Origin of the sequence: Actinomadura sp. 3N508 (assembly GCF_044326375.1) — a bacterium.
Lineage (GTDB): Bacteria > Actinomycetota > Actinomycetes > Streptosporangiales > Streptosporangiaceae > Spirillospora.
In genome coordinates this window covers 403,950-427,858 of record NZ_JBIRAX010000003.1, presented here as the reverse complement: position 1 = coordinate 427,858, position 23,909 = coordinate 403,950, and the positions used below count along the sequence as shown (strand labels likewise).

The following is a 23,909-nucleotide window of genomic DNA, read 5'->3' as shown; positions in this document are numbered from 1 at the left end:
CCCTATTCGGCGTCCCGGCGCTGCCCGTCCGGGCGCTGCCCGTCGTGGCTGAGGTCGCCCTGGCCACCGCCTTGCGACTCGCTCTGGTAGTTGAGGTAGAAGCGGTTGACGCGCGTCCGGACCTGCGTGCGGGCGCGGTCCGGGGTCGGCAGCGGGATGACGTGGTGCGGGTAGGGCGCCACGAGCTCGCCCGGCTGCCGGGCCCGCAGAAGGGCCGCCTGCTCGTCCGACGGCCGCTCATGCCGCTCGTGGAACCCGCCTTCGGGGCTCAGCCTGATCAGGCCGCTCTCCACGCCCGCCACGCGCTGCTGGAGGTCGCGGCGCTGCAGGCTCAGGCAGACGCGCCGGGTGACGGTGAACGCGAGCAGCGGCGCGACGAAGAAGCCCACGCGGAAGAACCACGTCGTCCAGAACAGCGGGATGCCGAACACGTACGCGAGGACGTCGTTGCCGCCCGCCGCCCACAGGTTGCCGTACCAGGCGATGACCGCCGCGCCGATCGCGGTCCGGGTCGCGGCGTTGCGCGGCCGGTCGAGGAGGTGGTGGAGGCGCTCGTCTCCCGTCGCCCAGCGCTCTGCGAACGGGTACAGCGCGATGAGCGTGAGGAACACCCCGGGCAGGACGACGGCGGGCAGCAGCACGTTCCACGAGACCGTGTGCCCGAACACGGTCGTCGACAGCGGCGGCATGATGCGCAGCGAGCCTTCGAGGAAGCCGACGTACCAGTCGGGCTGCGAGCCGACCGAGACCTGGTCCGGCTCGTACGGCCCGTACAGCCAGATCGGGTTGATCTGCACGAACGCCGCCAGCCCGGCCAGGACGCCGAACACGAAGAGGAAGTACGCGGCGCTCTGCACGGCGAAGTTCGGGAACGTCGGCTCGCCGGTCACCGACCGCTCGCGTCGTCCCCGGCCCGGCCAGATCGTGTGCGTCTGATGCCAGAGGATCATCAGGTGCGCGGTGATGAGCGCGAGCAGCAGCCCCGGGATCAGCAGGATGTGGACGGAGAACAGCCGCGGCAGGATCGTCTCGCTCGCGGGGAACTCGCCGCCGAACATCCACAGGCTCAGATACGTCCCGGCGAGGGGGATCGACATCACGATGCCCTGCATGATCCGCAGGCCGGTGCCGGACAGCAGGTCGTCGGGGAGCGAGTACCCGGCGAACCCCTCGGCCAGCGCCAGCGCGAACAGCGTCACGCCGATCAGCCAGTTGACCTCCCGCGGCTTGCGGAACGCGCCGGTGAAGAAGATCCGCATCAGATGGACGGTGATCGCCGCGAGGAAGATCAGCGCCCCCCAGTGGTGGATCTGCCGCATCAGCAGCCCGCCCCGCACGTCGAACGAGATGTGCAGCGTGGACGCGTACGCCTCGCTCATGGTCAGCCCGTTCAGCGGCGTGTACGAGCCGTCGTAGACGACCGTCGCGCCGCTCGGCTTGAAGAACAGCGTCAGGTACACGCCGGTGATCAGCAGGACGATGAACGAGTACAGCGCGATCTCGCCCAGCAGGAACGACCAGTGCTTCGGGAACGCCTTCCCGATGTTGCGGTGCAGGAACTCCGTGGAGCCGAGCCGATCGTTGACGCCCCACGCGAGCCGCTGGAGTCGCTCGGCCCTCGCGCCGCCCTTCCGAACCGCCATCGAGCATCTCCCCTGGCCGAGCACCGGTTCGCAGGCCGGGTACCCGAGGCCGGATAGCGCAAACGCGGGGGTCCGGGGCCCCAGATGGAGCGCCGTCCGGCGGCGGACGATCATGCTCCAACGCCCGCCGCCTTTCCATGCCGGGCGGAGCGTGGTGCGGCTTTGGGGGGATTGTCCGATAGGGGGTGTACGTCCGGCCGAGAGATCGCTAACTTAGGCGAGGCTAACCTAATGGCGAGGAGGCCGGAATGGCGCTGCCGGAGAGCGGATCAGCCGCGGCCGGCGAGAAGGCATCGGCCGCGGGTGCGAGCCGTGACATCGGTGCGGCCGTGGCCGTATTCGGCATTGGCCTCCGATCGCGTCCGGCACATCGCCATGCAGAACGCCCACGTCAACGGCGGTTCCATGCCGCGCGCTCGATCGCCCCTTCGTCGCGCGCTGATATTAGGTTAGCCTAACCTAACTTCAAGGAAGGAAGCTCCCCCGTGTCGGTATCCATGAAGGTGCGCCCCCTGCCTGTGTACCGCGCCGCCGACCTGTTAGCCGTGTATCCGCCCGGCTCGTCCCACGCGCCGTCCGCGCTCCGCGTGCCCGCGCCGACGGGGGCGGACCGGTGACCGGGCACCTGACCAGGATCGCCGAGGTGCGGGCGGGCACCGTACCCGCGAAGGTCCGCTATCCGACCCGCGTCCGCGCGGCCGTGGTGCTTCGCACCGGCATGGTCGGCGCCGGCCTGGTGCGGGTCACGCTGGGCGGGCCGGGCATCGACGGGTTCGAGTCGCACGCACCGGACGAGCACGTCAAGCTGATCTTCCCCGAAGCGGACGGCAGCCTGCGGCTGCCCGAGCGCGACGGCGACGTACTGCGCTGGCCCCGCCCCGCCCCCACCTCACGCGAGTACACCGTGCGCCGCTACGACCCGGCGGGCCGGGAACTCGACATCGACATCGCACTGCACGGGGCCGGAGGCGTCGAGGGGCTCGGCGCCGCATGGGCGCGGTCGGTGCGCCCCGGTGAGATCGTGCACGTCGCGGGCCCGCCCGGCGGCCTGATCGTGCCGCACTACGACCGCTACCTCCTCGGCGGCGACATCACCGCGCTGCCCGCCATAGCGCGGCGGATGGAGGAACTCCCGCGCACGGCCCGCGGCTGGGCGTTCGTCGAGGTCGCCGACGCGCGCGAGGAGATCGAGCTGGACCCCCCGGAGGGGGTCGAGGTGCGCTGGCTGCATCACGGCGCCGCCGCGCCCGGCGCCGCCGGCCTGCTCGCCGCCGCGGTGCGGTCGGTCGAGGTCCCGCGCGACGAACGGGTGTACGTGTGGCTCGCCGGCGAGGCCGGAGCGCTCAAGCCCCTGCGCCGATGGGTCCGCGACGAGCTGCGGCTGGCCAGGGCCGACTACGACATCACCGGCTACTGGAAGCGCGGCGTCACCGACTTCGATGAGGAAGACGAGCACGAATCCCCCCACCACTGAACTGTCGAACCCCCGCACGACGAAGGAAGAACATGCTCAGCTCCCCCCAGATTCGCATCGTAGGTGCTCTCCTGCTCGCGGCGACGCTGACCGCCGGTTGCGGCTCGAGCGCCGGATCCAGCGCCGACTCCGGGCCCACCAGGAAGTTCGTCGCGGACAACGGCACCATCACCATCCCGGTCAAACCGAAGCGGGTGGTGGCCACCGGCTACGCGGTGCCCGCGCTGATCGAGTCGGGCGCCCCGCTGGTCGGCATCTCCACCTGGAAGCGCGGCCTGCCGCTGATGGGCGCCGCGGAACGCAAGTCCTACGACGAACTCCCCAAGATCGCAGGTGAGCTGGCCGCGGAGACCAACTACCAGGCGATCGCGAAGGCCGAACCCGATCTGATCATCATCGGGGTGCCGAAGGTGGTGCTCGGCGACATCAACATGAAGCGCCTGACGTCCATCGCACCGGTGGTGGCGATCGGCCCGACGGTGCCCAAGGCGTGGCGGGACCTGTCCCAGAAGCAGGCCGACGCGGCGGGTGCGCTCAAGGGCTTCGACGCCGTCCGGACCTCGTACGAGCAGAAGGCCGCGACGCTGAGGGAGAAGTACAAGGCCGTGCTGCCCAAGCTGAAGTTCGGGCACGTCGGCGCCTACGGAGAGGTGGCCAAGGGCAGCTTCGAGCGCGAGTTCAACGGCTCGTGGGGCACCAACGTGACGCAGGACATGGGCGCCAACTACTACGGCCGGGTCAAGGTCATGGGCAAGGGCGCCAAGTCCGTCAGCGAGTACCCGTCGATCGAGGAGATGCCCGGCGCCTTCGGGCAGGCCGACGCGCTCACCTACTCGGTGGACGTGGACGGCTCGGTGCCGCCAGAGGTGCAGTACGTGCTGGACTCGCCGCTGTGGAAGAACCTGCCCGCGGTCAAGGCCGGCATGACCTTCCCGGTGCGTTACACCGAGGCCGCGACCTACCGCCAGGCCGAGCTGACGCTCGACGCGGCCGACAAGGCGTTCTCGCGCCTGCTGAAATGATGACCACGATCGCCGCGGCCGACCGCGCCGGTCCGAGGTGGGGCACGCGTCCGCTGCTGCTGCTCGGCGGCCTCGCCGTGCTGCTCGTGATCGCGGTGACCAGCGTGGGGGTCGGCGCGCAGTCCATCGGGCCGGTCACGGTGCTGCAGGCGGTGTTCGGGAACGGGGATCCGGACGACGTCGCCGTGGTCCGCGACATCCGGATCCCGAGGGCGATGCTGGCCATCGGGGTCGGCGCCGCCCTCGCGGTGTCCGGGGTGCTGGTGCAGGTGCTGTCGCGCAACCCGCTCGCCGAACCGGGGTTGCTCGGCATCACCTCCGGCGCCGGATTCGCGATCACCGTGGGGGCCGGCCTCGGGCTCACCGCGAACGCGCTCGGCGAGCTTCTGGCGGCCGTGGCCGGCGCGGTCGCGGCGGCCGCACTGGTCGCCGCGGTGGGCCTGCGCTCACCGCTGCGCATGCTGCTGGCCGGAGTGGCTCTCAGCTCCGTGCTGACGGGTGTCGCCCTGGGCATGCAGCTGATCTCGCCGACCGTGTTCGACGAGTACCGGTTCTGGTCGGTCGGCTCGCTGGCGGGCCGGGAGCAGGTGCCGCACACCGTGCCATTGCTGGTGATCGCGGTCTCGGTGGCCGCGGTGCTGCTGCTGAGCCGCCAGCTGGCGGCCATCGCGCTGGGCGAGTCGGTGGCGCGCACCCTCGGCGTGAACGTGATGGCCGTGCGAGTGGTCACGCTGGCCCTGGTCATCACGCTGGCGGGGGCGGCGACCGCGATCGCCGGCCCGATCCTGTTCGTCGGGCTGATCGTGCCGCACCTGGTGCGGCGCGCCGCGGGCGCGTCGGTGCCGTGGCTGATCGGGTTCGCCGCCGTGCTCGGCCCAGTCCTGCTGCTGGCTGCCGACGCCGCCGGCCGCCTGCTGCTGCCCACCGGCGAGATGCCGGTGGCCGTCGTCACGGCCTTCGTCGGCGGCCCCGCGCTGATCTGGGCGGTACGGCGGTACGGGGTGGGGCAGCTGTGAGCGCGACCGGAACCGCCGTGGTGCTGCGCCGGGGCCGCTTCTCGGCCCTGGTGGAACGCCGGACGCTGGTGTTCACGTGCGTCCTGCTGACGCTGCTGCTCGCGCTCGGGCTCACCGTGCTCTGCTACGGCGCGGGCTGGTCCAGCCCCGCGCAGGTGCTCGACGCGCTGCGGGGGGAGCGCGGGGGCCTGAACGTGGTGATCCGCGAATGGCGGTTGCCGAGGGTACTCGCCGCCATGCTGTTCGGCGCGGCGCTCGGCAGCGCGGGCGCCATCTTCCAGAACGTCACCCGCAACGCGCTGGGCAGCCCGGACGTGATCGGCCTCGACGCGGGCGCCTACACCGGCACGCTGGTCGCCCTCACCGCCCTGTCCGCCACGCCCGCCCAGCAGACCGCCGGTTCGGTGGCCGGCGCCCTCGCCGCCGCCGCCCTGGTCTACGTGCTCGCGATGCGCGGCGGGGTGTCCGGGCTGCGGCTGATCGTGGTCGGCATCGCGGTCAACGCCATGATCACCGCGGTCAACTCGTGGATCGTGCTGCGCGCCGATCTCGAGGTGGCGATCGCCGCCGTCGGCTGGAGCGCCGGGTCCCTCAACGGCCTGGACTGGGAACACGCGCGCATCCCCTTCTGCGTCATCGGGGTGCTGCTGGCCCTGCTGGCGACCCGGGCGCCCGCGATGCACCAGGCCGCGCTGGGCACCGACGTCGCGGTCGGCACGGGGGTGCGGACGGGGTCGCTCCAGCTGCAACTGGTGCTGATCGGGGTCGGTTGCACGGCCACCGTGACCGCAGTCACCGGGCCGATCGCGTTCGTCGCGCTGGCCGCGCCGCAGATCGGGCGGCGCGTCGCGCGCACCCCCGGCGTCGGCCTGCTGCCCGCGGTGCTGACCGGCGCGTTCCTGTTGCTGTCGGCCGACCTGATCGCCCAGCTGCTGCTCGCGCCGGTGTCGTTGCCGGTCGGTGTCATCACCACCGCGATCGGCGGTTGTTACCTGATCTGGCTGCTCACTAAGGAGGTGCGTAGCGGATGACCCCCCGCCTCACCGCGCGCGACCTGACCCCCCGCCTCACCGCACGCGAGGTGACCCTCCGCTACGGCGACCGGGTGGTGTCCACCCGGCTCACGGTCGACGTCCCCGACCGCGCGTTCACCGCCGTCGTGGGCCCGAACGCGTGCGGCAAGTCGACCATGCTGCGCTCGTTCGTGCGGCTGCTGCGGCCCGACCAGGGCGTGGTGACCTTCGACGGCGCCGACGTCAACACCATCGGCAGCAAGCGGTACGCCCGGTCGGTGGCGTTCCTGCCGCAGGAACCGTCCGCGCCCGACGACATCCGGGTGCGCCAGCTCGTCGCGCGGGGCCGGTTCCCGCACCAGTCGATGTTCACGGCATGGTCCCCGCAGGACGAGGAGGCGGTGGTCGAGGCGATGGCCGCGGCCGGGATCACCGACCTCGCCGAGCGCTACGTGCGGGAGCTGTCCGGCGGGCAGCGGCAGCGCGTCTGGGTGGCCATGGCGCTGGCACAGCGCACCCCGTACCTGCTGCTGGACGAGCCGACGTCCTTCCTGGACATCACCCACCAGTACCAGCTGCTGGCGCTGCTGGCCCGGCTGCGCGACGAGGGCCGCACGATCATCGCGGTGCTGCACGACATCAACCAGGCGTGCCGGTTCGCCGACCATGTGATCGCCATGAAGGACGGCGCGGTGGTCGCCGAAGGCGCACCCGCCGACACGGTGGACGCCGCGCTGATCAAAGAGGTGTTCGACCTCCCGTGCCTGGTCGTCCCGGATCCGGTGACCGGCACGCCGATGGTCGTCCCCACCATGGACCGAGGAGACATCAGATGACCGGCCTGCCCCTGACCGGCGCGCAGCTGGGCATCTGGCACGCCCAGCGGCTCGAGCCGGACTCGCCGTACTACGTGGTCGGCGACGTGGTGGAGATCACCGGCGGCGCGCCCATCGACGTGGACGCGCTCACCGAGGCGATCCGGGCGACCACCGAAGAGGCGGAGAGCCTGCGGCTGCGGGTGCACGACACCCCGGACGGCCCGCGCCAGACGGTGTCCACCGATCCCGTGCCCGTGCCGCAGGTGATCGACCTGCGCGCCGAGCCGGACCCGCCGGCCGCGGCGCGGGTGCGCGTCGACGAGCTGCGCTGGCGGGCGGCCGACCGCTGCCGGGCGATGGTCGACCGGCCACTGTTCGGCCACACCGTGCTGCGCCTGTCCGACACCGAGGTCTGGTACACCCAGCTGGGCCACCACCTGGTGTTCGACGGCTACACCGCGGCCATGCTGACCCGCCGTGTCGCCGCGCACTACACGTCCGTGGTGCGCGGTGAAGCGGTGCCGCCCTGCCCGTTCGGCGCGTTCACCGACCTGGTCACCGCCGACGCCGACTACCAGGCGAGCGACCAGTTCATCGAGGACCGGGCGTACTGGACGGACCGGTTCACCCCGCTGCCCGGCTTCGGCGACACCGGCCAGGCCTCGGGCGCACCGGAGCGGACCGTGACGGCCGGCGCCGTGCTGTCCGCCGGGCGGCTGGCCGAGCTGAAGCGGTACGCCGAGCGGATCGGGTCGACCTGGGCCGAGGTGCTGATCGCGGGTTACGTCGCGTTCCTGCACCGGGTGCACGGCCACGACGACATGGTGCTCGCGATGCCGCTGATGTGCCGGTCCGGCAGGGCCCTGCGCACCCCGGCCATGATGGTGAACGTGCTTCCGCTGCGGGTGCGGGTGCGCAAGACCGACACCCTCCCGGAGCTGACCGGGCGGGTGGCCGAGGCGCTGCGGGAGATGCGGGCGCACCAGCGCTACCGGGGTGAGAACCTCCCGAGGGACCTCGCGGTCCCGGGCGCGGGCGGGTTGCTGCACGGCCGGGGCATCAACCTGAAGGCGTTCGACCTGACGCTGGACTTCGCCGGGAGCACCGGCAACATGCGCAACATCGCCGGCGGGCCCCCGGAGGACATGGGCCTGAGCGTGCTTCCGACCGTGGACGGCGGTCTTTCGCTGGGGTTCGAGGTCGACGCCCGGACCCACGACCAGGCCGGCGTGGACGCGCGCCTCGCCGGGCTGCTGACACTCCTGGACACGCTGACCGGGCTGGGGGAGCCGACCGTCGGCACCGTGGACCTCGTGCCCCCCGACGAGCGGGCGGCGTTGCTCCGGGCGTGGACGACCCCGGCGGTGCCCGGGCGGCCGGCACCGGTGCCGGACCTGCTCGACGTCCTCCCCGGCGACCGGACGGTGCTGGTGCACGGGGAGCGGCGGGTCACCGCGCGGGAGCTCGCCGGCCGGGTGCACCGGCTGGCCGGGCGGCTGCGCGCGCGGGGCGTCGGCGCGGACGACGTGGTGGCGCTGGAGCTGCCGCGTTCGGTGGAGTTCGTGGTGGCGATGCTCGCGGTGCTCGACGCCGGTGCGGTGTTCCTGCCGCTGGACGTGGACCAGCCCGCAGAGCGCGTCCGCGAGCTGGTCGCCGAGTCCGGCGCCGCGCTCGTGCTGACCCCTGCCGACCTCGCCGACGACGGCCCCGCACCCGCCGCACTGGCCACCGCCGCATCCACTGTCGGCCGGCGGCCGGGCAGCGGCGGCTACCTGATCTTCACGTCGGGTTCGACGGGGCGGCCCAAGGGGGTCCTGGTCCCCGCGCACGCGCTCGCCGAACTGGTGCACCGGCAGCGGGCGACCACGGTCGCCGAGGCCGAACGCGCCGCCGGCCGGCCGCTGCGGGTCGCGCACACCTACTCGTTCGCGTTCGACTCCGCGCTCGACCAGCTCGCATGGCTGCTGTGCGGGCACGAGCTGCACCTCTACGACACCGACACCGCACGCGACGCGGACGCCCTGCTGGCCGCGTTCGCCCGGGACCGCATCGACGTCGTGGACACCACCCCGTCCATGGCCGCGCCGCTGCTGGACCGCGGCCTGCTCGACGGCACCCGGCGCCCGGTCCTGCTGATACTCGGCGGCGAGGCGACCCCGCCCGCGCTGTGGCGGCGGGTGCGCGACTCGGGGGTCCCCGCCCGCAACATGTACGGCCCCACCGAAGCCACCGTCGACAGTGCGAGCGCACCGGTGGCGGGACCCGAGCCGGTGATCGGCACCGCGGTGCCCGGCACCCGCGCCTACGTGCTGGACGACGCGTTGCGCCCGGTACCGCCGGGCGCGGTCGGCGAGCTGTACCTGGCCGGACCGCACCTCGCGCTGGGCTACCTCGGCCGGGCCGACCTCACCGCGGAGCGGTTCGTCGCGGACCCGTTCGGCGCGCCCGGCGACCGCATGTACCGCACCGGCGACCTGGTCCGCTGGCAGGGGGAGCTGGAGTTCCTCGGCAGGCGCGACGACCAGGTGAAGGTGCGCGGCCACCGGATCGAGCTGGGCGAGGTGGAGGCCGCGCTCGGCGCGGTGCCCGGCGTCCGCGCCGCGGCGGCGGCGGTTCGCGGCACCCGCCTGGTCGGCTACGTGGTCGGCGACGTCGACGGCGACGAGGCGAAGTCGTGGCTCGCCGAGCGATGTCCCGAGCACCTGGTGCCCTCGGCGGTGGCGGTGCTTGCGTCGCTTCCGGTCACCCCGAACGGCAAGCTGGACCGCGCGGCGCTGCCCGAACCCTCCCGCACCGGCAGCGGCCGGGCACCGGCCACCGAGCCGGAGAAGATGCTGTGCGCGGCGGTCGGCGAGGTGCTGGACGTGCCGGAGGTCGGCGTGGACGACGACTTCTTCGCCCTCGGCGGCGACAGCATCACCGCGATCGGGGTGAGCGGCAAGCTGCGCGAGTTCGGTCTCGACCTGCGCCCGCGCGATCTGCTGGCCCGCCGCGACTTCGCGTCCCTCGCATCGTCGGTCCAGCCGCTGCACGCCGACCGGGCCGGCGGCGACGAGCCGGACGAGCCGCTCGGCGACGTCCCGGCACCACCGATCGTGCGCGTGCTGCTGGACGGCAACCCGGATCGGGCGGCCATCGCCGGGTACGCGCAGTGGACCGCGGTCGAGCTGGACGAGGACGTACCGCTGGAGCGGCTGCGCGCGGCCGTGCAGACCCTGCTCGACCACCACGACGCGCTGCGGCTGCGGATCGACCCGCTGACCGTGCCGCCGCCCGGCTCCGCCGCCGCGGTCGTCACCGAGGTCACCTCGGCGGCCGAACCGATGGACGCCGTCGCGCGCCGGCTGGCCGGGGAGCTGGACCCGGCGGCGGGTGACCTGGTCAGGGTGGCCGTGCTGCCCGGCCGGTTGCTGATCGTGGTGCACCACCTGGCGATCGACGGCGTCTCGTGGCGGGTGCTGCTGCCGGACCTGCACGCGGCGTGCAAGGGTGCGCGGCCGGCCCCGGTCAGCACCTCGTGGCGGGCCCACGCGCTCCGGCTGGCCGAACAGGGCACCGCGGGCGCCCGGCGCGGCGAACTGCCGCACTGGCGGACCGCGCTGCGCCAGACGCACCTCGGCGGACGCGGCCTGGACCCGAGCCTCGACACCGTGGCCACGGCCGTCGAGACCTCCGACGTGGCCTCGCCCGAGGCCACCGCCGCGGTGCTCACCGCGCTGCCCGCCGCGTACCGCGCCGGGGTGGACGACGTGCTGCTCGCCGTGCTCGTGCTCGCGCTGCGGCTGTGGCGCGCGGGCGGTGTGGACGCCGAGACGGTCACGGCGGAACGGCATGGGCGCGAGGGCGAGCACGACGTCGCCCGCACGATCGGCTGGTTCACCGCGGAGTACCCGGTGCGGGTGCCCGCCCACGCCGTCCACGACGACGCCGATCTGGCCGACGCGCTGGCCGGCGGGCCCGCCGCCGGACGGCTGCTGCGGGCGGCGATCACCGCGGGCGACGCCGTGCCCGGCGACGGGCTCGGCTACGGCGTCCTGCGCCACCTCGACCCCGAGGTCCGGGGCGCGGAGCTGACCGGGCCGCCGCCGGACGTGCTGCTCAACTACCTGGGCCGGTTCGCGCCGGTACCCGGCTGGCGCTCGGCGCAGGAGAACCCGTTCTCGGTGTGCGAGCCCGGCGCCAAGGCACTGGAGCAGGTGCTGGCGGTGAACTGCTTCGTCCGGGAGGCGGACCGGCCCCGGCTCGCGGTGGAGTGGACGGCGGCGGGCCGGGTGCTGCCCGCCCCCGCGCTCGCGGAGCTGGTCGACGCGTGGCGCACCGCCCTGACCGCGTTCACCGAGCACGCCGCACGGGTCGAGCGGGAGGGCCCCGCCCCCGAGGTGCTGCCCGCCACCGCGTTGCAGGCCGGGCTGATGTTCCAGAGCGCGGTCCGCGACGAGACCGACGCCGACGTCTACGTGGTGCAGGCGGTCACTCACCTGCGGGGCACCCTGGACCCGGACCGGATGCGGGCGGCCGCCGAGCGGCTGCTGCGCACCCATCCCGCGTTGCGGGTGCACCTGGAGACCACCGGGTCCGGCGCGGTCGTCCAGGTGATCCCCGCACAGGTGGCGCCGGACTTCCGGGCCGTGTCGGCCCGGCCGGAAGATCTCGCCGAGCTCTGCCGGGCCGAGCACCGGCGCCCGTTCGACACGGGAACGCCGCCGCTGATCCGGTTCCTGCTGTGCACCCTCGGCCCCGATGAGCACCGGATGGTGTTCACCATCCACCACGCGCTGCTCGACGGCTGGTCGATGCCGCTGGTCGGCCGCACCCTGTTCGCCATCTACCACGAGCTGAGCGGCGGCCCGGCCGCCCCGGTGGCGCCGCCCCTGGCCGACTTCCACCGGGTGCTGGCGGCCCGCGACCACGAGGCCGGTCTCGCGGCCTGGCGGGACGCGCTCGCCGGGCTGGCGTCCGGCACGCACCTGGCCCCGGCCGCCGCGCCGGCCCCCGTGGAGCGGCCGGAGCGGATCACTGTTCCGCTCGGCGCCGAGTTCACCGCGCGGCTGATCGCGTTCGCCCGCGACCGGGGGGTCACCTCGGCCTCGGTGTTCAACACCGGGTGGGGCCTGCTGCTCGGTGCGCTGACCGGCCGGCGGGACGTCGTGTTCGGCTCCCCGGTGTCCGGCCGCCTGGCCGACGTGCCCGAGGTGGCGCGGATGGTCGGCCAGCTCGGCAACACGGTCGTGACGCGGGTGCGTTCCGTCCCTGGTGAGACGGCCGCCGCCGTGCTGGACCGGGTGCACGCCGAATCCACCGCACTGGCGGAACACCACCACGTCGGGCTGCCCGACGTGCAGCGCGCCACCGGCCTCGGCAGGCTGTTCGACACCATGCTGGTGATGGAGAACTTCCCGCTCTCCAGCCGCCACCGCGAGACGATCGCACCGGGCCTCGAGCAGACCGGGGTGGACATCGCGGACGCGACGCACTACCCGCTGACCCTGTTCGTGCTGCCCGGCGAGGAGTTCACCGTCCTCCTCAGCTACCAGCGGCACGTGCTCGACGAGGCGACGGTGCACGGGTACGGCCGCCGGTTGCGCACGCTCCTCCACGAACTGGTCGCCGACCCGGACCGTCCGGCGGAGACACTGCCGCCGCTCGACGCCGCCGAACGCGCCCAGTTGCCAGAGGCCGCCGTGCCGCCCGGCCCCGCGCCACGCGCCGGTGAACCGGCCAGGGAACCGGCGACCGAGACCGAGGCCGCGGTGCTGCGGGTGTTGCGGACCGCCATCGGAACCGGCCTCGGCCCGGACGACGACTTCCTGGAGCACGGCGGGGACAGCATCGCAACCCTGCGGGTGACGTCGCTGATCCGGCGCACCGGCCGCACTGTTACCGTACGCGACGTGTTCGAGGGAAGGACCGCCGCCGGGATCGCCGCCCGCATCGACCGCGCGGACGACGCCGGTGAGCCCCGTCGATGAACAAGATCGACGCAGGGCTGTGGCGGGTCGCGTTCGTGCTCGTCCTCGGCACCGTGATGGCCACCCTGGACGGCACGATCGTCGCGGTCGCGCTCGCCACGCTCAGCGACCGATTCGCCGCGCCGGTCGCCGACGTCCAGTGGGTCACCACCGCCTACCTGCTCGCCGTGGTCACCGCGGTGCCCATGTCCGGCTGGCTGGCCGACCGGTTCGGCGGCCGCCGCGTCTGGCTCGGCGCGGTCGCGGCGTTCCTGGCGGCCTCGCTGCTGTGCGGGCTGGCATGGTCGCTGCCCAGCCTGGTCGTCTTCCGCGTCATGCAGGGGCTCGCGGGCGGCCTGCTGCCGCCGCTCGGGCAGGCGCTGCTGGTGGGCATCGCCGGCCGCGAGCGGACCGGACGGGTGATCGCGGTGGTCGGGGTGCTGCCGCTGCTGTCGCCGGTGTTCGGGCCGCTGGCCGGCGGCGCGGTGCTGAACGCGGCGGGGTGGCGCTGGATGTTCCTGATCAATATCCCGGTCGGGGTGGTCGCGCTCGCGCTCGGGCGCCGGCTGGTGCCCGCGGCGCCGCCGGCCGCGACCGGCGCCCGCTTCGACTGGCGGGGCGCCGCGCTGCTGTCGCCCGGCCTCGCCGCGCTGGTGTACGGATTGACCAGGGTCGCGCACGGCAGCCCCGCGTGGCAGGTGACCGCGGCGCTGGTGACCGGCGCGGGAATGCTCGCCGGGTTCACCCTGCACGGTGTGCGGACCAAGGGCGTCCCCCTGCTGGACCCGCGGCTGTTCGTCCGGCCACCGTTCGGCGTCGCGGCGCCGGTGCTGCTGGCGCTGGGCGCTTCGGTGTTCGGCACGATGTTCCTGCTTCCGCTGTACCTGCAGGGGCCCGGCGGACTGTCGGCGTGGGAGACCGGGCTGCTGCTCGCCCCGCAGGGGGTCGGCGCGGCCGCCGGGACCGTGCTGCTGACCCGGGTGGTGGACGCGCTCGCCCCCCGCACGCTGGTGCTCGGCGGGATGGCGCTGGTCGCCGCCGGCACGGTCGCGTTCACCCGGCTCGGTCACGGGGTGCCGGACGAGGTGGTCGCCGGTTCCCTCTTCCTGCGCGGCGTGGGCGCCGCGATGATCAGTACACCGATCATGACGCTCGTCTACCGCCGGGTGAGCCCGCCGGAGCTGCCCCGGACGGCGGTCGCGCTGAACCTGCTGAGCATGCTCGGCGGCTCGATCGGCACGGCGGCGCTCGCCGTCGTCCTGCAGACGAGGATCGCGGCCCGCCCCGATCAGGCGGCGGCGTTCGGCGACGCGTTCTGGATGGTGCTCGGTCTCGTCGTGCTCGCCGCCGCCGCCGCGTACGCGTTGCCGCGCGCGGCGAGCGCTGGCCAAGCGGATCACGGACAGCAGGCCGCCGTGAGCGCGAAACGCAAGCAAGCCCGCAGGCGCACCGCGGTGGCGCTGCCCCAACTGGTCGACGGCCGGCTCCCGCCAGGCCGATGGGTCTGCACGGTCGAGGAAGCCGAGTCCGTCTACGTCATGGGGCAGCCCGGCGAACGGGAGGCGATCTGGAGCGAGTGGCGGCGCCTCACCTCGGCGCTTCGGCAGCTCGTCGGTGAGGTACCGGCATGCTGGCTGTCGGGCAGCTTCTTCTCGGCCACGCCGGACCCGGCGGACATCGACTGCGTGTACCTGGTCGACACCGTGAAGCTCCAGAACGCCGCGACCAACGCCGCGACCCTGGACCCGAGAGCACTGGCGTTCCTCTCCGCCACGGCGACGGGCCGGATCAAGGACGCCTACGGCATGCGCGTCGATTCCTACATTCTGGAGTGGACGCCGACACTCGGTACCGACCCTGAGCCTGAGACAAAGCAGTACTTGGAGGCGCGGGGCTACTGGGACGACCTGTGGAGCCGGGTTCATGATGCGGACCTGCGTCTCGACTCCGTCCCACGGCGCGGCTACCTGGAGGTGATCATCGATGGGTACAGATGACCTGGCCTGGTTCCTTGAGCACGCTCCCGAGCCCCCCGACACCGCCCTTTCGCCGGCGGAACCGGGTGAATGGAGCCGGCGAAGCATCGAGGCGTCCATTGCCCGCCGATCCGGGACCGCCCGAACCGTGCGCTCCTGCGGAGAGCTGCGGCTGCGTGGCGGCGGGGTCGAAGGTCACCCGGCCGAGCTCGGCCGGCTCGGCCTGATCGCCACGGGCTGGCAACGAGCCGTCTCGGCCACCGGAGCGGCCCTTGAGGAATTCAGGGCGCTTGGAGGAGTGCTGCCCCCCGAGATCGTGCGGCGCACCACCCTGATCCTCACCACCGCCTCCTCGGCAGGTTCGATCACCCTCGGTGTCGAACCGCAGGATCCCCCGATGGACGAGCCGGGCGGGAACGTGGCGGTGCTCAACGCTCCTCGTCCACTCGCCGATCGCGCCTCCGCGGTGCTCATCAGCCTGCTGGACGCCCTCGGCACGGACGATCCCGTCATCGACGACAGGGCGGCCGCCCTGCTGGGGGAGCTCGGTCCTCGCGTCGGGAGCACGCTCGCCAACCTCGCCAGAGCGATCAGCCGCTCCGGGATCACGCTCGATGCGACCTGGGCCAAACCCGGCTCGGCCACCGTCAGGGCGAGCGTCACACCGGCGGCGGCCGGACGCATGCAGAGCTTCATCGCCGGGCGAGGTCTCGACGCCGAGGAACAACTGATCACCGGAATCCTGCGAACCGTGAGCGACATGCAGTCCTGGCTGGTGGCGCTTCCCGATGGCGAAACGGTGAAGATGAGCGCGAAGGAGCTGCCCCACCGGGAGATCAGCCATTGGAACATCGGCGCCAAGGTCCAGCTCCGGGCAAGGGTCACCCTGCAAGAACAGCCCGACGGCCACGTGCGCCGCACCTTGACGATCTTCGAGGTCTCGGCACTGGACGACTACTGACCTCGGCGCCGCGGGGCGCGCGGCCGCCCTCCTCGTCAGGCCACGCGGCGGGGCGAGGGGCACGAGTTGAGGTGATGGCGCATGTCGTGGACGTCCGTCCGGAGCCGCACGGTGGAGCGCGGGTCCCGCTCCAGGCCGCCGAGACCGTCCTCGATCAGGCTCAGCTGCGCGGCCCGGAGCCGGGCGAGCAGCCGGCGCGGCTCCCCGGTCGGGACGTCCCACCGCTCCTTGCGGCGCCACTTGCGGTGGATGAGCACGTGGCCCTCGCCCGGCACGAGGACGCCGCGCACCGTCTCGGCGTGGACCGTCCGCCGGAAGTGCGACAGGTAGCGCCGCCGCGCCAGCCGGTACGCGACGATCGCCGTCAGCAGGATCGGCGCGCCCTTCACCGGCAGCCACGCCACCCCGTGCAGGACGGGCGCGTCCCACCAGGAGTGCAGGCCCATCGCCAGGACGAACGCGGCGACGGCGATGGTCGCGCTTCCCCGGGACGCCCGGCCGAGCAGGCAGCCGAGCCCCGCCCCGGCGATCGCCGTCATCGCCCAGTGGCTCCACCACGCGCCGCCGATGACCCGGCTGCCGAACGAGAACAGCGCCGCGTTCACGTCCTGCGTCGCCCCGGTCAGCACGATCGTGTTCAGCACGTACAGGAAGTTCTCCGAGATCTGGAAGCCGAGCCCGGCGAGCGCGCCGTAGCCCCAGCCGTCCAGCGGGCCGCGGATCGCGGACGGCGCCATCAGCGCCAGCGTCACCACGCCGAGCAGCTTCAGGATCTCCTCGTCCACCGGGGCCGCGATCGCCGCGCCCCACGCGGAGGTGAACTCCGGCCCCGCCGTCTTGCCGATGACCGAATGGAACGCCGCGTTCGCGGGCAGCGCCAGCCCGAACGCGGCCATCCCGCCCCACCCCACCGCGATCAGCGCGTACCCGAGCCGGTGCGACCGGACGGGATGCAGCCGCCGCAGCCCCCACACGCCCGCGGCCAGCGCCGGAGCGAGGAGCGCGCCGCCGACCATCGCGCCGACCGGGAACGCGCGGACGGCCGCGTCCATCCCGCGGACCGCGACCCATGTCCCGATCGCGCACACCGCGGCCCAGAGCCAGAACGCCGGCCTGCGGATCACTGCTCCGTCTCCGACGTCCAGGGCGCCGCGATCGTGAGGGTCCGCACCATCGCGTGGACCTCCGGGGCGACGTTCCGGAAGGCGAGCGGGGGACCGGCCGCCGTCACCGTCGCGCCGAGCGTGTCGGTGGCGAAGACCGCCGCCGTGCCCGCCCGGTCCCGGCCGGTGATCGCCCCGGTGAGGCCGGTCATCCCGTGCTTCGTCCTGATCGGGACGGGCCGCGTGCCGAGCTGCGCCCGCCCGCCCAGCGCGACGATGCGGCCTAACCCGTCCCAGAGCTCGCGCGCGTCGAAGGGCGCCAGCGGGACGGCGACGCTCAGGTTGACCACGACGTCCTCGCTGATCAGCTCGGCGTAGCCGGTGAGGGAGGTCGCGCCCGCGTCCAGCGCCCACCCGGCGTGCGACACGGTCAGCGTGATCGGCCGGACGCCGCCCCGATCCGTGCCGACCGACACGACCGTCCCCGGCGCCAGGGGCCTGCCGCCGCTTCCGAGCACCGTGTTCAGCAGGGGCAGCCCTGCGCTCAGGCTCAGCAGCGTGAGCGCCACGAGACCCGTCCCCCACCATCTCACCCGCGTCACGCAGCCCCCCTGATGACGTGCAGCCGGGATGCCCTTGGACAAGCCCCCTAAACAAGGTCAGGACGGGCGGGCCCGCCAGGGCGCAGGCGGATGACTCGGCTAGAGTTGCCGTCGCTCATGACAGAACCCATCACCGAAACGGCCCTGGTGGCCAGGCTGCGCGCCGCCGGATGCGTCTTCGCCGAGGACGAGGCCCGGCTGATCCTCGCCACGGCCGCCACGCCGGACGGCGCGTCCGCCATGGTGGACCGGCGCGCCGCCGGGCTGCCGCTGGAGCACGTCCTCGGCTGGGCCGAGTTCTGCGGCCTCCGGATCGCCGTCGACCCCGGCGTCTTCGTGCCCCGCCGCCGCACCGAGTTCCTCGTCCGGCGGGCCGCCGAGCTCGCTCCGCCGCGCCCGGTCGTCGTCGACCTGTGCTGCGGCACCGGCGCGCTGGGTGCCGCGCTGGCCGCCACCCTGCGCGCCGGCGGGCCGGCACTCCACGCCGCCGACATCGAGCCCGCGGCGGTGCGCTGCGCCCGCCGCAACGTCGAGCCGTTCGGCGGGCACGTCCACGAGGGAGACCTCTTCGCCCCGCTCCCGGCCGCGCTGCGGGGCGGGATCGACGTGCTGCTCGCGAACGTCCCCTACGTCCCGGCCGGGGAACTGGCGCTGATGCCGGTGGAGGCGCGGGTGCACGAGCCGCGCGTGGCGCTCGACGGCGGCCCGGACGGCCTCGACGTCCTGCGCCGCGTCACCGCAGAGGCCCCGGGCTGGCTGGCGCCGGGCGGACACCTGCTGTTCGAGACGAGCGAACGGCAGGTCCCGGACGCCGTCGCGGCCGTCGAACGGAGCGGTCTCGCGGCGACCGTGGCCGAATCCGCGGAATTCGCCGCAACCGTCATCGTCGCTGCAAAGCCTGTGTAAATCTCCAAGAACGGGTATGGGCGCTATAGGACGACTTGAAGGAGTGAATCCTTATGCGCCGCATCAGTGCAGCGCTCAGCGCCATCGTCGGCACGATCGCGGGCGTTCTCGGCGCCCTGGCGAGCGTGGTCATCAGCATCGTGACATTGCCGCTCAGGGTGCTCCAGCGGCTGCTGACCCCGTCGCGCCGCCGTCCTGCCCGCACCCGCCGCAGGGCCTTCTGACGCGACCCGCGCCCTGCCGACCGCACCGGGGCCCACGAGCTGGGTAGGGCCCCGGTGCGGTCCTGGGGCGAAAAACCGATTGCCGATGTCTTGCCCCGTGCCGCACCATATGAGCAACGAACCGAGAAAGGAGCCGCACGATGACCGGGATTGCCACCCAAGACCAGCGGCGTCCTTTCGGTGTTCGGTCGCAAGGCGGTAGCAGCGTCCCCGTGGACTCCTCTGGATAGGTCTGAAGACCTCCCAGAGGCCGCCGGGGACTCCACCCCAGGCGGCTTTTTCATGCCCGACTCATGTCGCACAAGTCGAATGGTGAGACACCTGGCTTCCACCCAGGCGAACCGGGTTCGATTCCCGGGTGCGGCTCTGGACTGGACCGGCGGGAGTAACGACCCCCGGCTGGTTCTCCCGTGCCCAGGCGGGCGGACGCCACCGCCCGCCGGAGGGCACCCAATGCTGGATCATCCAATCGGCAGGATGCGTGACTCTGGATCACGTCATGCAGGTTCAAGTCCTGCTCCAGCAGCCGTCCCGGAGGCACTCCGGGCGATGACCGGTAGCTCAGTCGGGTAGAGCGGCTGTCTTACAAGCAGCGGGGTCGCAGGTTCGAGCCCTGCCCGGTCAACCGGCCATGGAAAAGGACGGTCCCGCCGACCCGGACGGGGGCCGGCGGGACCGTCCGCTCTCGCATGTGACGCGTGTCGCCCGGCGCCGCCTTGACTCCGCCCTGCCGCCTCGCTTACTTTGGCGTTCAAATATTGGCCGTCAAAGTAATATGGCCGTCGTCGACGCGGCCGGGGACCCGCGGAGGACCGATGAACGACTTTCCCGCCTATGCGCCGTCCGAGGAGCACGAGCTGCTGCGCAGCACGGTGCGCGAGCTGGCCGACGCCAAGATCGCCCCGTTCGCGGCGGACGTCGACGAGGAGGCCCGGTTCCCGCAGGAGGCCCTCGACGCGCTGGTGGCCAATGATCTGCACGCGGTGCACGTCCCCGAGCAGTACGGCGGAGCGGGCGCGGACGCCCTGGCCACGGTGATCGTGATCGAGGAGGTCGCCCGCGCGTGCGCCTCGTCGTCGCTGATCCCGGCGGTGAACAAGCTGGGCACCGTGCCGATCCTCCTGTCGGGCTCCGAGGAGCTGAAGGCGAAGTACCTGGCGCCGGTGGCGCGCGACGGGGCGATGATCTCCTACGCGCTGTCGGAGGCCGACGCCGGTTCGGACGCGGCGGGCATGAAGACCCGAGCGGTCCGCGACGGCGAGGCGTGGGTGCTGAACGGCACCAAGATGTGGATCACCAACGCGGGGGAGTCGGAGTACTACACGGTGATGGCGGTCACCGACCCGGCGCAGGGCGCCCGCGGCATCTCCGCGTTCGTCGTCGAGAAGGGCGACCCGGGCGTGTCCTTCGGTCCCAAGGAGCGCAAGCTGGGCATCAAGGGCTCCCCGACCCGCCAGGTGATCCTGCAGGACGTCCGCATCCCCGCCGACCGGATCATCGGCGCCGAGGGCAGCGGTTTCAAGACGGCGCTGGCCACCCTGGACCACACCCGCATCACCATCGCCGCCCAGGCCCTCGGCATCGCCCAGGGCGCCCTCGACTTCGCGCTCGGCTACGTCAAGGAGCGCCGCCAGTTCGGCAAGCCCATCGCCGACTTCCAGGGCGTGCAGTTCATGCTGGCCGACATGGCCATGCGCCTCGAAGGGGCCCGACAGCTCACCTACCACGCGGCGATCAAGTCCGAGCGGGCGATGCACGGCGAGAAGATCGCCGACCTGACGTTCGTGTCGTCGGCGTGCAAGACCCTGGCGTCCGACGTGGCGATGGACGTGACGACCGACGCCGTCCAGCTCCTGGGCGGCTACGGCTACACCCGCGAGTTCCCGGTGGAACGCATGATGCGCGACGCCAAGATCACCCAGATCTACGAGGGCACGAACCAGATCCAGCGCATGGTCATGGCCCGCCAGCTCCTGAAGTAACCACTCGACCTGCGCCAACTCCTCGTCGTCAGTGACCGTCAGGCCACTCCCGCAGACGGCGCGACGATTGCGGATGATCTCTGGTTCCGCCTCAGTACTGGGCGGCGACGAGTCGGGCCACTGCATCCGCGCGTCGATCGCCTGTCTGGCACGATCGTACGAGCTGACCTGCATGTGGGCGTAGTAACGCAGCGTGAACGCCGGATCCTTGTGGCCCAGATACTCCGCCAGCTCGTTGATGGACACCCCTGCTGGGAGCGTCACGCTGGCGTAATAGTGCCGGAACTGGTGTGTCCCCTGTTTGCGCGTCGTTTCGCCTGGGCGCATGTCGGTCGACGTGCCGCAGCCGACCTCCAGAACGCGGACCTCCAGAACGCGAACCTGAGGGACGCTGCCTGTGGGCCGCCGACCTGGGCGCCTTAATGCTCACGCCGGAAGCCGTCCCACGAGGCAGCACGGTCAGCGCGTGGTTCCCTCACCCCATCACGCGACCAGGCATCCCCGCGGTTCCTGAGCGACCCACGTCGAGTCCCGAGGCGCGAAACCTGCTATTGCTGGGCGAGGAGTGTCCGCCATCCCGTGGCCGATTCAGGCAAAACTGCGGTGAGCGACGCCGTCAAGGAATCACTCCAGGTCAGACGCGCCGTCACGAACAGATGAGTGTGATGCACGGACTGGGCGAGGGGCCCCGTACGCATCGAGAGCACGATCCAGGTGGACGGGCCCGACGTCGGCAGGACGATGCGCACGGCCGCGGTCCCGTCCAGTGCGGACAGTCCGAGCACCGTCTTGGCGTACGCCGGGTAGGTGCTCCCGGGTACGTCCACCATCATCGGTGTACCCTGCCCGTCCCACTGCTCCAGGGCCGCCGAGACCGCGCGGGGTCCTGCGGGCGCGCTCCCTCCCGACGCGATGACCGTGGTGTCCCATCTGCCGGCCTCCGGCACCCCACCGCGGTGGACGGGGTCGTCCGCGGTGCAGTGCGATCGACCCCAGACCGGTTCCGAAGTGCCCGACAGAAGCTCGACGAGCGGCGTCAGCTCCGCCAGGCCCGCGGTCGGCACCGCGTCCGCCCCGGACGAGCCGACCGCCAGGACGAGCCGGCCCGACAGCTCGGTCGGGAGCACCTCGGCCGCCTTGACGTCGGCCGGGTCGCCGCGCGGCACCGATCGGCAGATGCCGCTGCCGTCGAATTGGTAGCGGTGGACGCCGCACTGCAGGCCGAGCGGCGTGAGCCTCCCTCCGGACAGTGGATAGCCGAGATGGGGGCAGACGTCGTGCAACGCCGCGATGCCTCCCCTCGGATCACGGAAGAGGACGGCCGGTTGCCCGCCCACCGACAGCGCGACGGGCTCCTCCTGTACCTCGCCCTGCCAGGCGATGGGCTGCAACACCCCGTCGACCGGCTCCCCGTGGGCGCCCTGCGATGCGACGGCGTCGTACATGGCTGACTCGGATATCTTTATCACCTTGCCCATGCGGATGCTTCTGGCCGCCGCGGGTCCGCCGCGGCCTCGATATGACCCTGCTCGGTGAGGCGCACGGCGCCGATGGCGCCGGTGCCGTAGCTGTAGGCCGGCAGCGCGGCGACGTCATGACCGCGGGCGCGCAGAGCGGCCAGGACGTCGTCCTCGTCCCGGATCTCGAGGGCGGCTCTGGGCGCCGCGTGCGCGTGCGGGAAGAACGACGACGGCAACGCGTGACTCGCGACGCGGCGTGACTCGACAGCCGCCTGCAGTCCCAGCCGTCGGTCGAGGAGGGCGTTCACGAACTGCGCCATCGCCTGGCACTGCAGGTCCTCGCCGGGGCTGCCGAATGCGAGCACCGGTCGATCCCCTCGCATCACCATCGCAGGGTTGGGCGTGATCCGGGGCCGTTTGCCCGGCGCCAGTCGCCCGGGGTGACGGGGATCCAGCCAGAACTGGCCACCTCGGTGCGAGATCACGAATCCGCGGCCCGGGACCATCGGGCTGCCGAAGACGTGATCCGATGGCAGCGCGGAGAGCATGTTCCCCTGGGCGTCCATGGCACACACATGCGAGGTGTCCGGGGGGCGGTTCCCCGGCGACAGCGGCGGAGGACCGGCCGCGCCGCGAGCGGCCCGGGCGTCGCGAACCGGATTGCCGGGAGGCGGCAGCGCCGGCGCCGCCGTCTCGGTGATGAGGGAGCGGCGCAGCGCGGCGTACTCCTTGCTCAGCAGATCGGCTATCGGCACGTCGACCAGATGCGGGTCGCCGAAGTACGCCTCCCGATCGGCGCCGGCCAGCTTGAAGGCCTCCAGGAAGACGTGCAGGTACTGCTCCTCCGTCATCGTGCCGGGGCTGAGGTCGTAGCCCTCGAGCAGATTGAGCAGCATCGGCAGTAGCGGGCCCTGCGACCAGGGACCACAGGCATAGATCTCATGGCCGCGGTAGTGCGTCCGGACTGGACGCTCTCCGCGCGTGCGGTGCCCGGCGAGGTCGGCGGCGGTCATCGGCCAGTCGAAGTTCCTCAGCAAGGCGAGCATGTCGTGGGCGATGCGGCCTTCGTAGAACTCCGCGCGCGCGGCGTCGATCGATGCCTCGCGGCTCATGCCCTCCGCGCGCGCCGCCGCTTCGGCGTCGAGGAGGGTCACGAAGGTCGAGGCGAGGCTGGGCTGGCGCAGCAACTGGCCTGTCGTCAGGGGGATCCCGCCGGGAGCGAAGATCTCCATCGTCGTCGGCCACAGCCTCATCCGATCCATGAAGAAGCCGCAGAACCCGGCCAGCCCCGGCGAGACCGGGACGCCGGTCAGGCACAGCTCGATGACAGGCTCGAGCACGTCGCGCAGCGGCAGCGTCCCGTAGTCCCTCAGCGCCGTGAGCCACGCACCCGGCGCACCCGGCGCGACGCTGCGCTGCACGCCGATCGGGATGTCGTCGCCGAACCACTGTGCCAGGCGCTCCGGGAGGATCCCCGCGGGCCAGCTGCCGACGCCGTCGATGACGATCGGCTCCGCGGCCTGCGTGGCACGCACCATGATGGGAGCGACACCGGCGAACGTGCACATGTGTGGCTCGATCACCGTCAGCGCCATCCCGGCGGCGACCCCAGCGTCGATGGCGTTCCCGCCGGCGCGGAAGACCCTCGCTCCCACCTCGGTCGCGAGGTGGTGGGAGCTGCTGAGGCCGTAGGCGGGGCCGAGGGACGCAGCGCGCCGGAGGGGGCTCGGGTCCCGTGGGGGTATGGCTTCATCACGGCCG

General features: G+C 72.7%; 17 protein-coding genes and 3 tRNA genes. 15 read left to right on the top strand and 5 right to left on the bottom strand.

Translation table 11 applies throughout. The features are described 5' to 3' along the window. Positions 1 to 2: 2 nt before the first annotated feature. Positions 3 to 1,643, bottom strand: coding sequence for a cytochrome bc complex cytochrome b subunit (locus ACH34S_RS13300; protein WP_395952863.1), 1,641 nt, complete (start codon positions 1,641 to 1,643; stop codon positions 3 to 5). A 485-nt stretch (positions 1,644 to 2,128) separates the two neighbouring features. Between ACH34S_RS13300 and ACH34S_RS13295 the strand changes: the two genes are divergently transcribed. The 9 genes from ACH34S_RS13295 to ACH34S_RS13255 are packed head-to-tail and all read left to right on the top strand — an operon-like array spanning position 2,129 to position 15,871. Then, positions 2,129 to 2,260 carry a hypothetical protein gene (locus ACH34S_RS13295; protein WP_395952862.1) on the top strand — a complete coding sequence of 44 codons (132 nt, stop codon included), beginning with the start codon at positions 2,129 to 2,131 and terminating at the stop codon, positions 2,258 to 2,260. Next, entirely contained in the window at positions 2,257 to 3,117 is an 861-nt protein-coding gene (locus tag ACH34S_RS13290) for a siderophore-interacting protein (RefSeq protein WP_395952861.1), read from the top strand. Before ACH34S_RS13295 ends, ACH34S_RS13290 begins: the two co-directional genes overlap by 4 nt. A 32-nt stretch (positions 3,118 to 3,149) precedes the next feature. Further along, positions 3,150 to 4,139 (top strand): ABC transporter substrate-binding protein, encoded by a 990-nt coding sequence (locus ACH34S_RS13285; RefSeq protein WP_395952860.1) that lies wholly within the window; start codon positions 3,150 to 3,152, stop codon positions 4,137 to 4,139. Then, entirely contained in the window at positions 4,139 to 5,155 is a 1,017-nt protein-coding gene (locus ACH34S_RS13280) for a FecCD family ABC transporter permease (protein ID WP_395952859.1), read from the top strand. The genes ACH34S_RS13285 and ACH34S_RS13280 overlap by 1 nt, the downstream gene beginning before the upstream one ends. Continuing rightward, the gene (locus ACH34S_RS13275; RefSeq protein WP_395952858.1) at positions 5,152 to 6,186 is read left to right on the top strand and encodes a FecCD family ABC transporter permease; all 1,035 of its coding nucleotides are present in this window, start codon (positions 5,152 to 5,154) and stop codon (positions 6,184 to 6,186) included. The genes ACH34S_RS13280 and ACH34S_RS13275 overlap by 4 nt, the downstream gene beginning before the upstream one ends. Continuing rightward, positions 6,183 to 7,004 (top strand): ABC transporter ATP-binding protein, encoded by an 822-nt coding sequence (locus ACH34S_RS13270; RefSeq protein ID WP_395952857.1) that lies wholly within the window; start codon positions 6,183 to 6,185, stop codon positions 7,002 to 7,004. Before ACH34S_RS13275 ends, ACH34S_RS13270 begins: the two co-directional genes overlap by 4 nt. Next, positions 7,001 to 12,955, top strand: coding sequence for an amino acid adenylation domain-containing protein (locus ACH34S_RS13265; RefSeq protein WP_395952856.1), 5,955 nt, complete (start codon positions 7,001 to 7,003; stop codon positions 12,953 to 12,955). The genes ACH34S_RS13270 and ACH34S_RS13265 overlap by 4 nt, the downstream gene beginning before the upstream one ends. Then, positions 12,952 to 14,931 (top strand): MDR family MFS transporter, encoded by a 1,980-nt coding sequence (locus ACH34S_RS13260; protein WP_395952855.1) that lies wholly within the window; start codon positions 12,952 to 12,954, stop codon positions 14,929 to 14,931. The genes ACH34S_RS13265 and ACH34S_RS13260 overlap by 4 nt, the downstream gene beginning before the upstream one ends. Continuing rightward, positions 14,918 to 15,871: a hypothetical protein gene (locus tag ACH34S_RS13255; RefSeq protein ID WP_395952854.1), complete on the top strand. Its 954-nt coding sequence runs from the start codon at positions 14,918 to 14,920 to the stop codon at positions 15,869 to 15,871. The genes ACH34S_RS13260 and ACH34S_RS13255 overlap by 14 nt, the downstream gene beginning before the upstream one ends. Before the next feature lie 35 nt (positions 15,872 to 15,906). On the opposite strand, the gene ACH34S_RS13250 is transcribed toward ACH34S_RS13255, so the two are convergent. Next, positions 15,907 to 16,995 carry a PrsW family intramembrane metalloprotease gene (locus ACH34S_RS13250; RefSeq protein WP_395952853.1) on the bottom strand — a complete coding sequence of 363 codons (1,089 nt, stop codon included), beginning with the start codon at positions 16,993 to 16,995 and terminating at the stop codon, positions 15,907 to 15,909. Continuing rightward, positions 16,992 to 17,576, bottom strand: coding sequence for a hypothetical protein (locus ACH34S_RS13245; RefSeq protein ID WP_395952852.1), 585 nt, complete (start codon positions 17,574 to 17,576; stop codon positions 16,992 to 16,994). Before ACH34S_RS13245 ends, ACH34S_RS13250 begins: the two co-directional genes overlap by 4 nt. A gap of 117 nt (positions 17,577 to 17,693) precedes the next feature. On the opposite strand from ACH34S_RS13245, the gene ACH34S_RS13240 reads away from it, so the two are divergent. The 6 genes from ACH34S_RS13240 to ACH34S_RS13215 all read left to right on the top strand — a co-directional run bounded on the left by ACH34S_RS13240 (position 17,694) and on the right by ACH34S_RS13215 (position 20,688). After that, complete coding sequence (locus ACH34S_RS13240) at positions 17,694 to 18,482, top strand: putative protein N(5)-glutamine methyltransferase (protein WP_395952851.1); 789 nt, start codon at positions 17,694 to 17,696, stop codon at positions 18,480 to 18,482. Between the two features lie 53 nt (positions 18,483 to 18,535). Then, entirely contained in the window at positions 18,536 to 18,706 is a 171-nt protein-coding gene (locus tag ACH34S_RS13235) for a hypothetical protein (RefSeq protein ID WP_395952850.1), read from the top strand. Positions 18,707 to 19,001: 295 nt separating this feature from the next. Beyond that, positions 19,002 to 19,072 (top strand) — tRNA-Gly (locus tag ACH34S_RS13230). 88 nt (positions 19,073 to 19,160) lie between these two features. Further along, a tRNA-Gln gene (locus ACH34S_RS13225) sits at positions 19,161 to 19,232 on the top strand. A 24-nt stretch (positions 19,233 to 19,256) separates the two neighbouring features. Then, a tRNA-Val gene (locus ACH34S_RS13220) sits at positions 19,257 to 19,331 on the top strand. Positions 19,332 to 19,521: 190 nt separating this feature from the next. Beyond that, the gene (locus ACH34S_RS13215) at positions 19,522 to 20,688 is read left to right on the top strand and encodes an acyl-CoA dehydrogenase family protein (RefSeq protein WP_395952849.1); all 1,167 of its coding nucleotides are present in this window, start codon (positions 19,522 to 19,524) and stop codon (positions 20,686 to 20,688) included. Positions 20,689 to 21,236: 548 nt separating this feature from the next. Here the strand turns inward: ACH34S_RS13215 and ACH34S_RS13210 are convergent. Next, positions 21,237 to 22,166, bottom strand: coding sequence for a Rieske 2Fe-2S domain-containing protein (locus ACH34S_RS13210; protein ID WP_395952848.1), 930 nt, complete (start codon positions 22,164 to 22,166; stop codon positions 21,237 to 21,239). Further along, positions 22,154 to 23,803 carry a gamma-glutamyltransferase family protein gene (locus ACH34S_RS13205; protein WP_395953322.1) on the bottom strand — a complete coding sequence of 550 codons (1,650 nt, stop codon included), beginning with the start codon at positions 23,801 to 23,803 and terminating at the stop codon, positions 22,154 to 22,156. The genes ACH34S_RS13210 and ACH34S_RS13205 overlap by 13 nt, the downstream gene beginning before the upstream one ends. Positions 23,804 to 23,909 lie beyond the last annotated feature (106 nt).

Excerpts from the sequence above, each read along its gene's own strand:
- ACH34S_RS13270 (WP_395952857.1), top strand. The coding sequence starts at position 6,183 with ATGACCCCCCGCCTCACCGCGCGCGACCTGACCCCCCGCCTCACCGCA.
- ACH34S_RS13210 (WP_395952848.1), bottom strand. The coding sequence starts at position 22,166 with ATGGGCAAGGTGATAAAGATATCCGAGTCAGCCATGTACGACGCCGTC.
- ACH34S_RS13285 (WP_395952860.1), top strand. The coding sequence starts at position 3,150 with ATGCTCAGCTCCCCCCAGATTCGCATCGTAGGTGCTCTCCTGCTCGCG.
- ACH34S_RS13240 (WP_395952851.1), top strand. The coding sequence starts at position 17,694 with ATGACAGAACCCATCACCGAAACGGCCCTGGTGGCCAGGCTGCGCGCC.
- ACH34S_RS13255 (WP_395952854.1), top strand. The coding sequence starts at position 14,918 with ATGGGTACAGATGACCTGGCCTGGTTCCTTGAGCACGCTCCCGAGCCC.
- ACH34S_RS13215 (WP_395952849.1), top strand. The coding sequence starts at position 19,522 with ATGAACGACTTTCCCGCCTATGCGCCGTCCGAGGAGCACGAGCTGCTG.
- ACH34S_RS13300 (WP_395952863.1), bottom strand. The coding sequence starts at position 1,643 with ATGGCGGTTCGGAAGGGCGGCGCGAGGGCCGAGCGACTCCAGCGGCTC.
- ACH34S_RS13260 (WP_395952855.1), top strand. The coding sequence starts at position 12,952 with ATGAACAAGATCGACGCAGGGCTGTGGCGGGTCGCGTTCGTGCTCGTC.
- ACH34S_RS13235 (WP_395952850.1), top strand. The coding sequence starts at position 18,536 with ATGCGCCGCATCAGTGCAGCGCTCAGCGCCATCGTCGGCACGATCGCG.
- ACH34S_RS13265 (WP_395952856.1), top strand. The coding sequence starts at position 7,001 with ATGACCGGCCTGCCCCTGACCGGCGCGCAGCTGGGCATCTGGCACGCC.
- ACH34S_RS13280 (WP_395952859.1), top strand. The coding sequence starts at position 4,139 with ATGACCACGATCGCCGCGGCCGACCGCGCCGGTCCGAGGTGGGGCACG.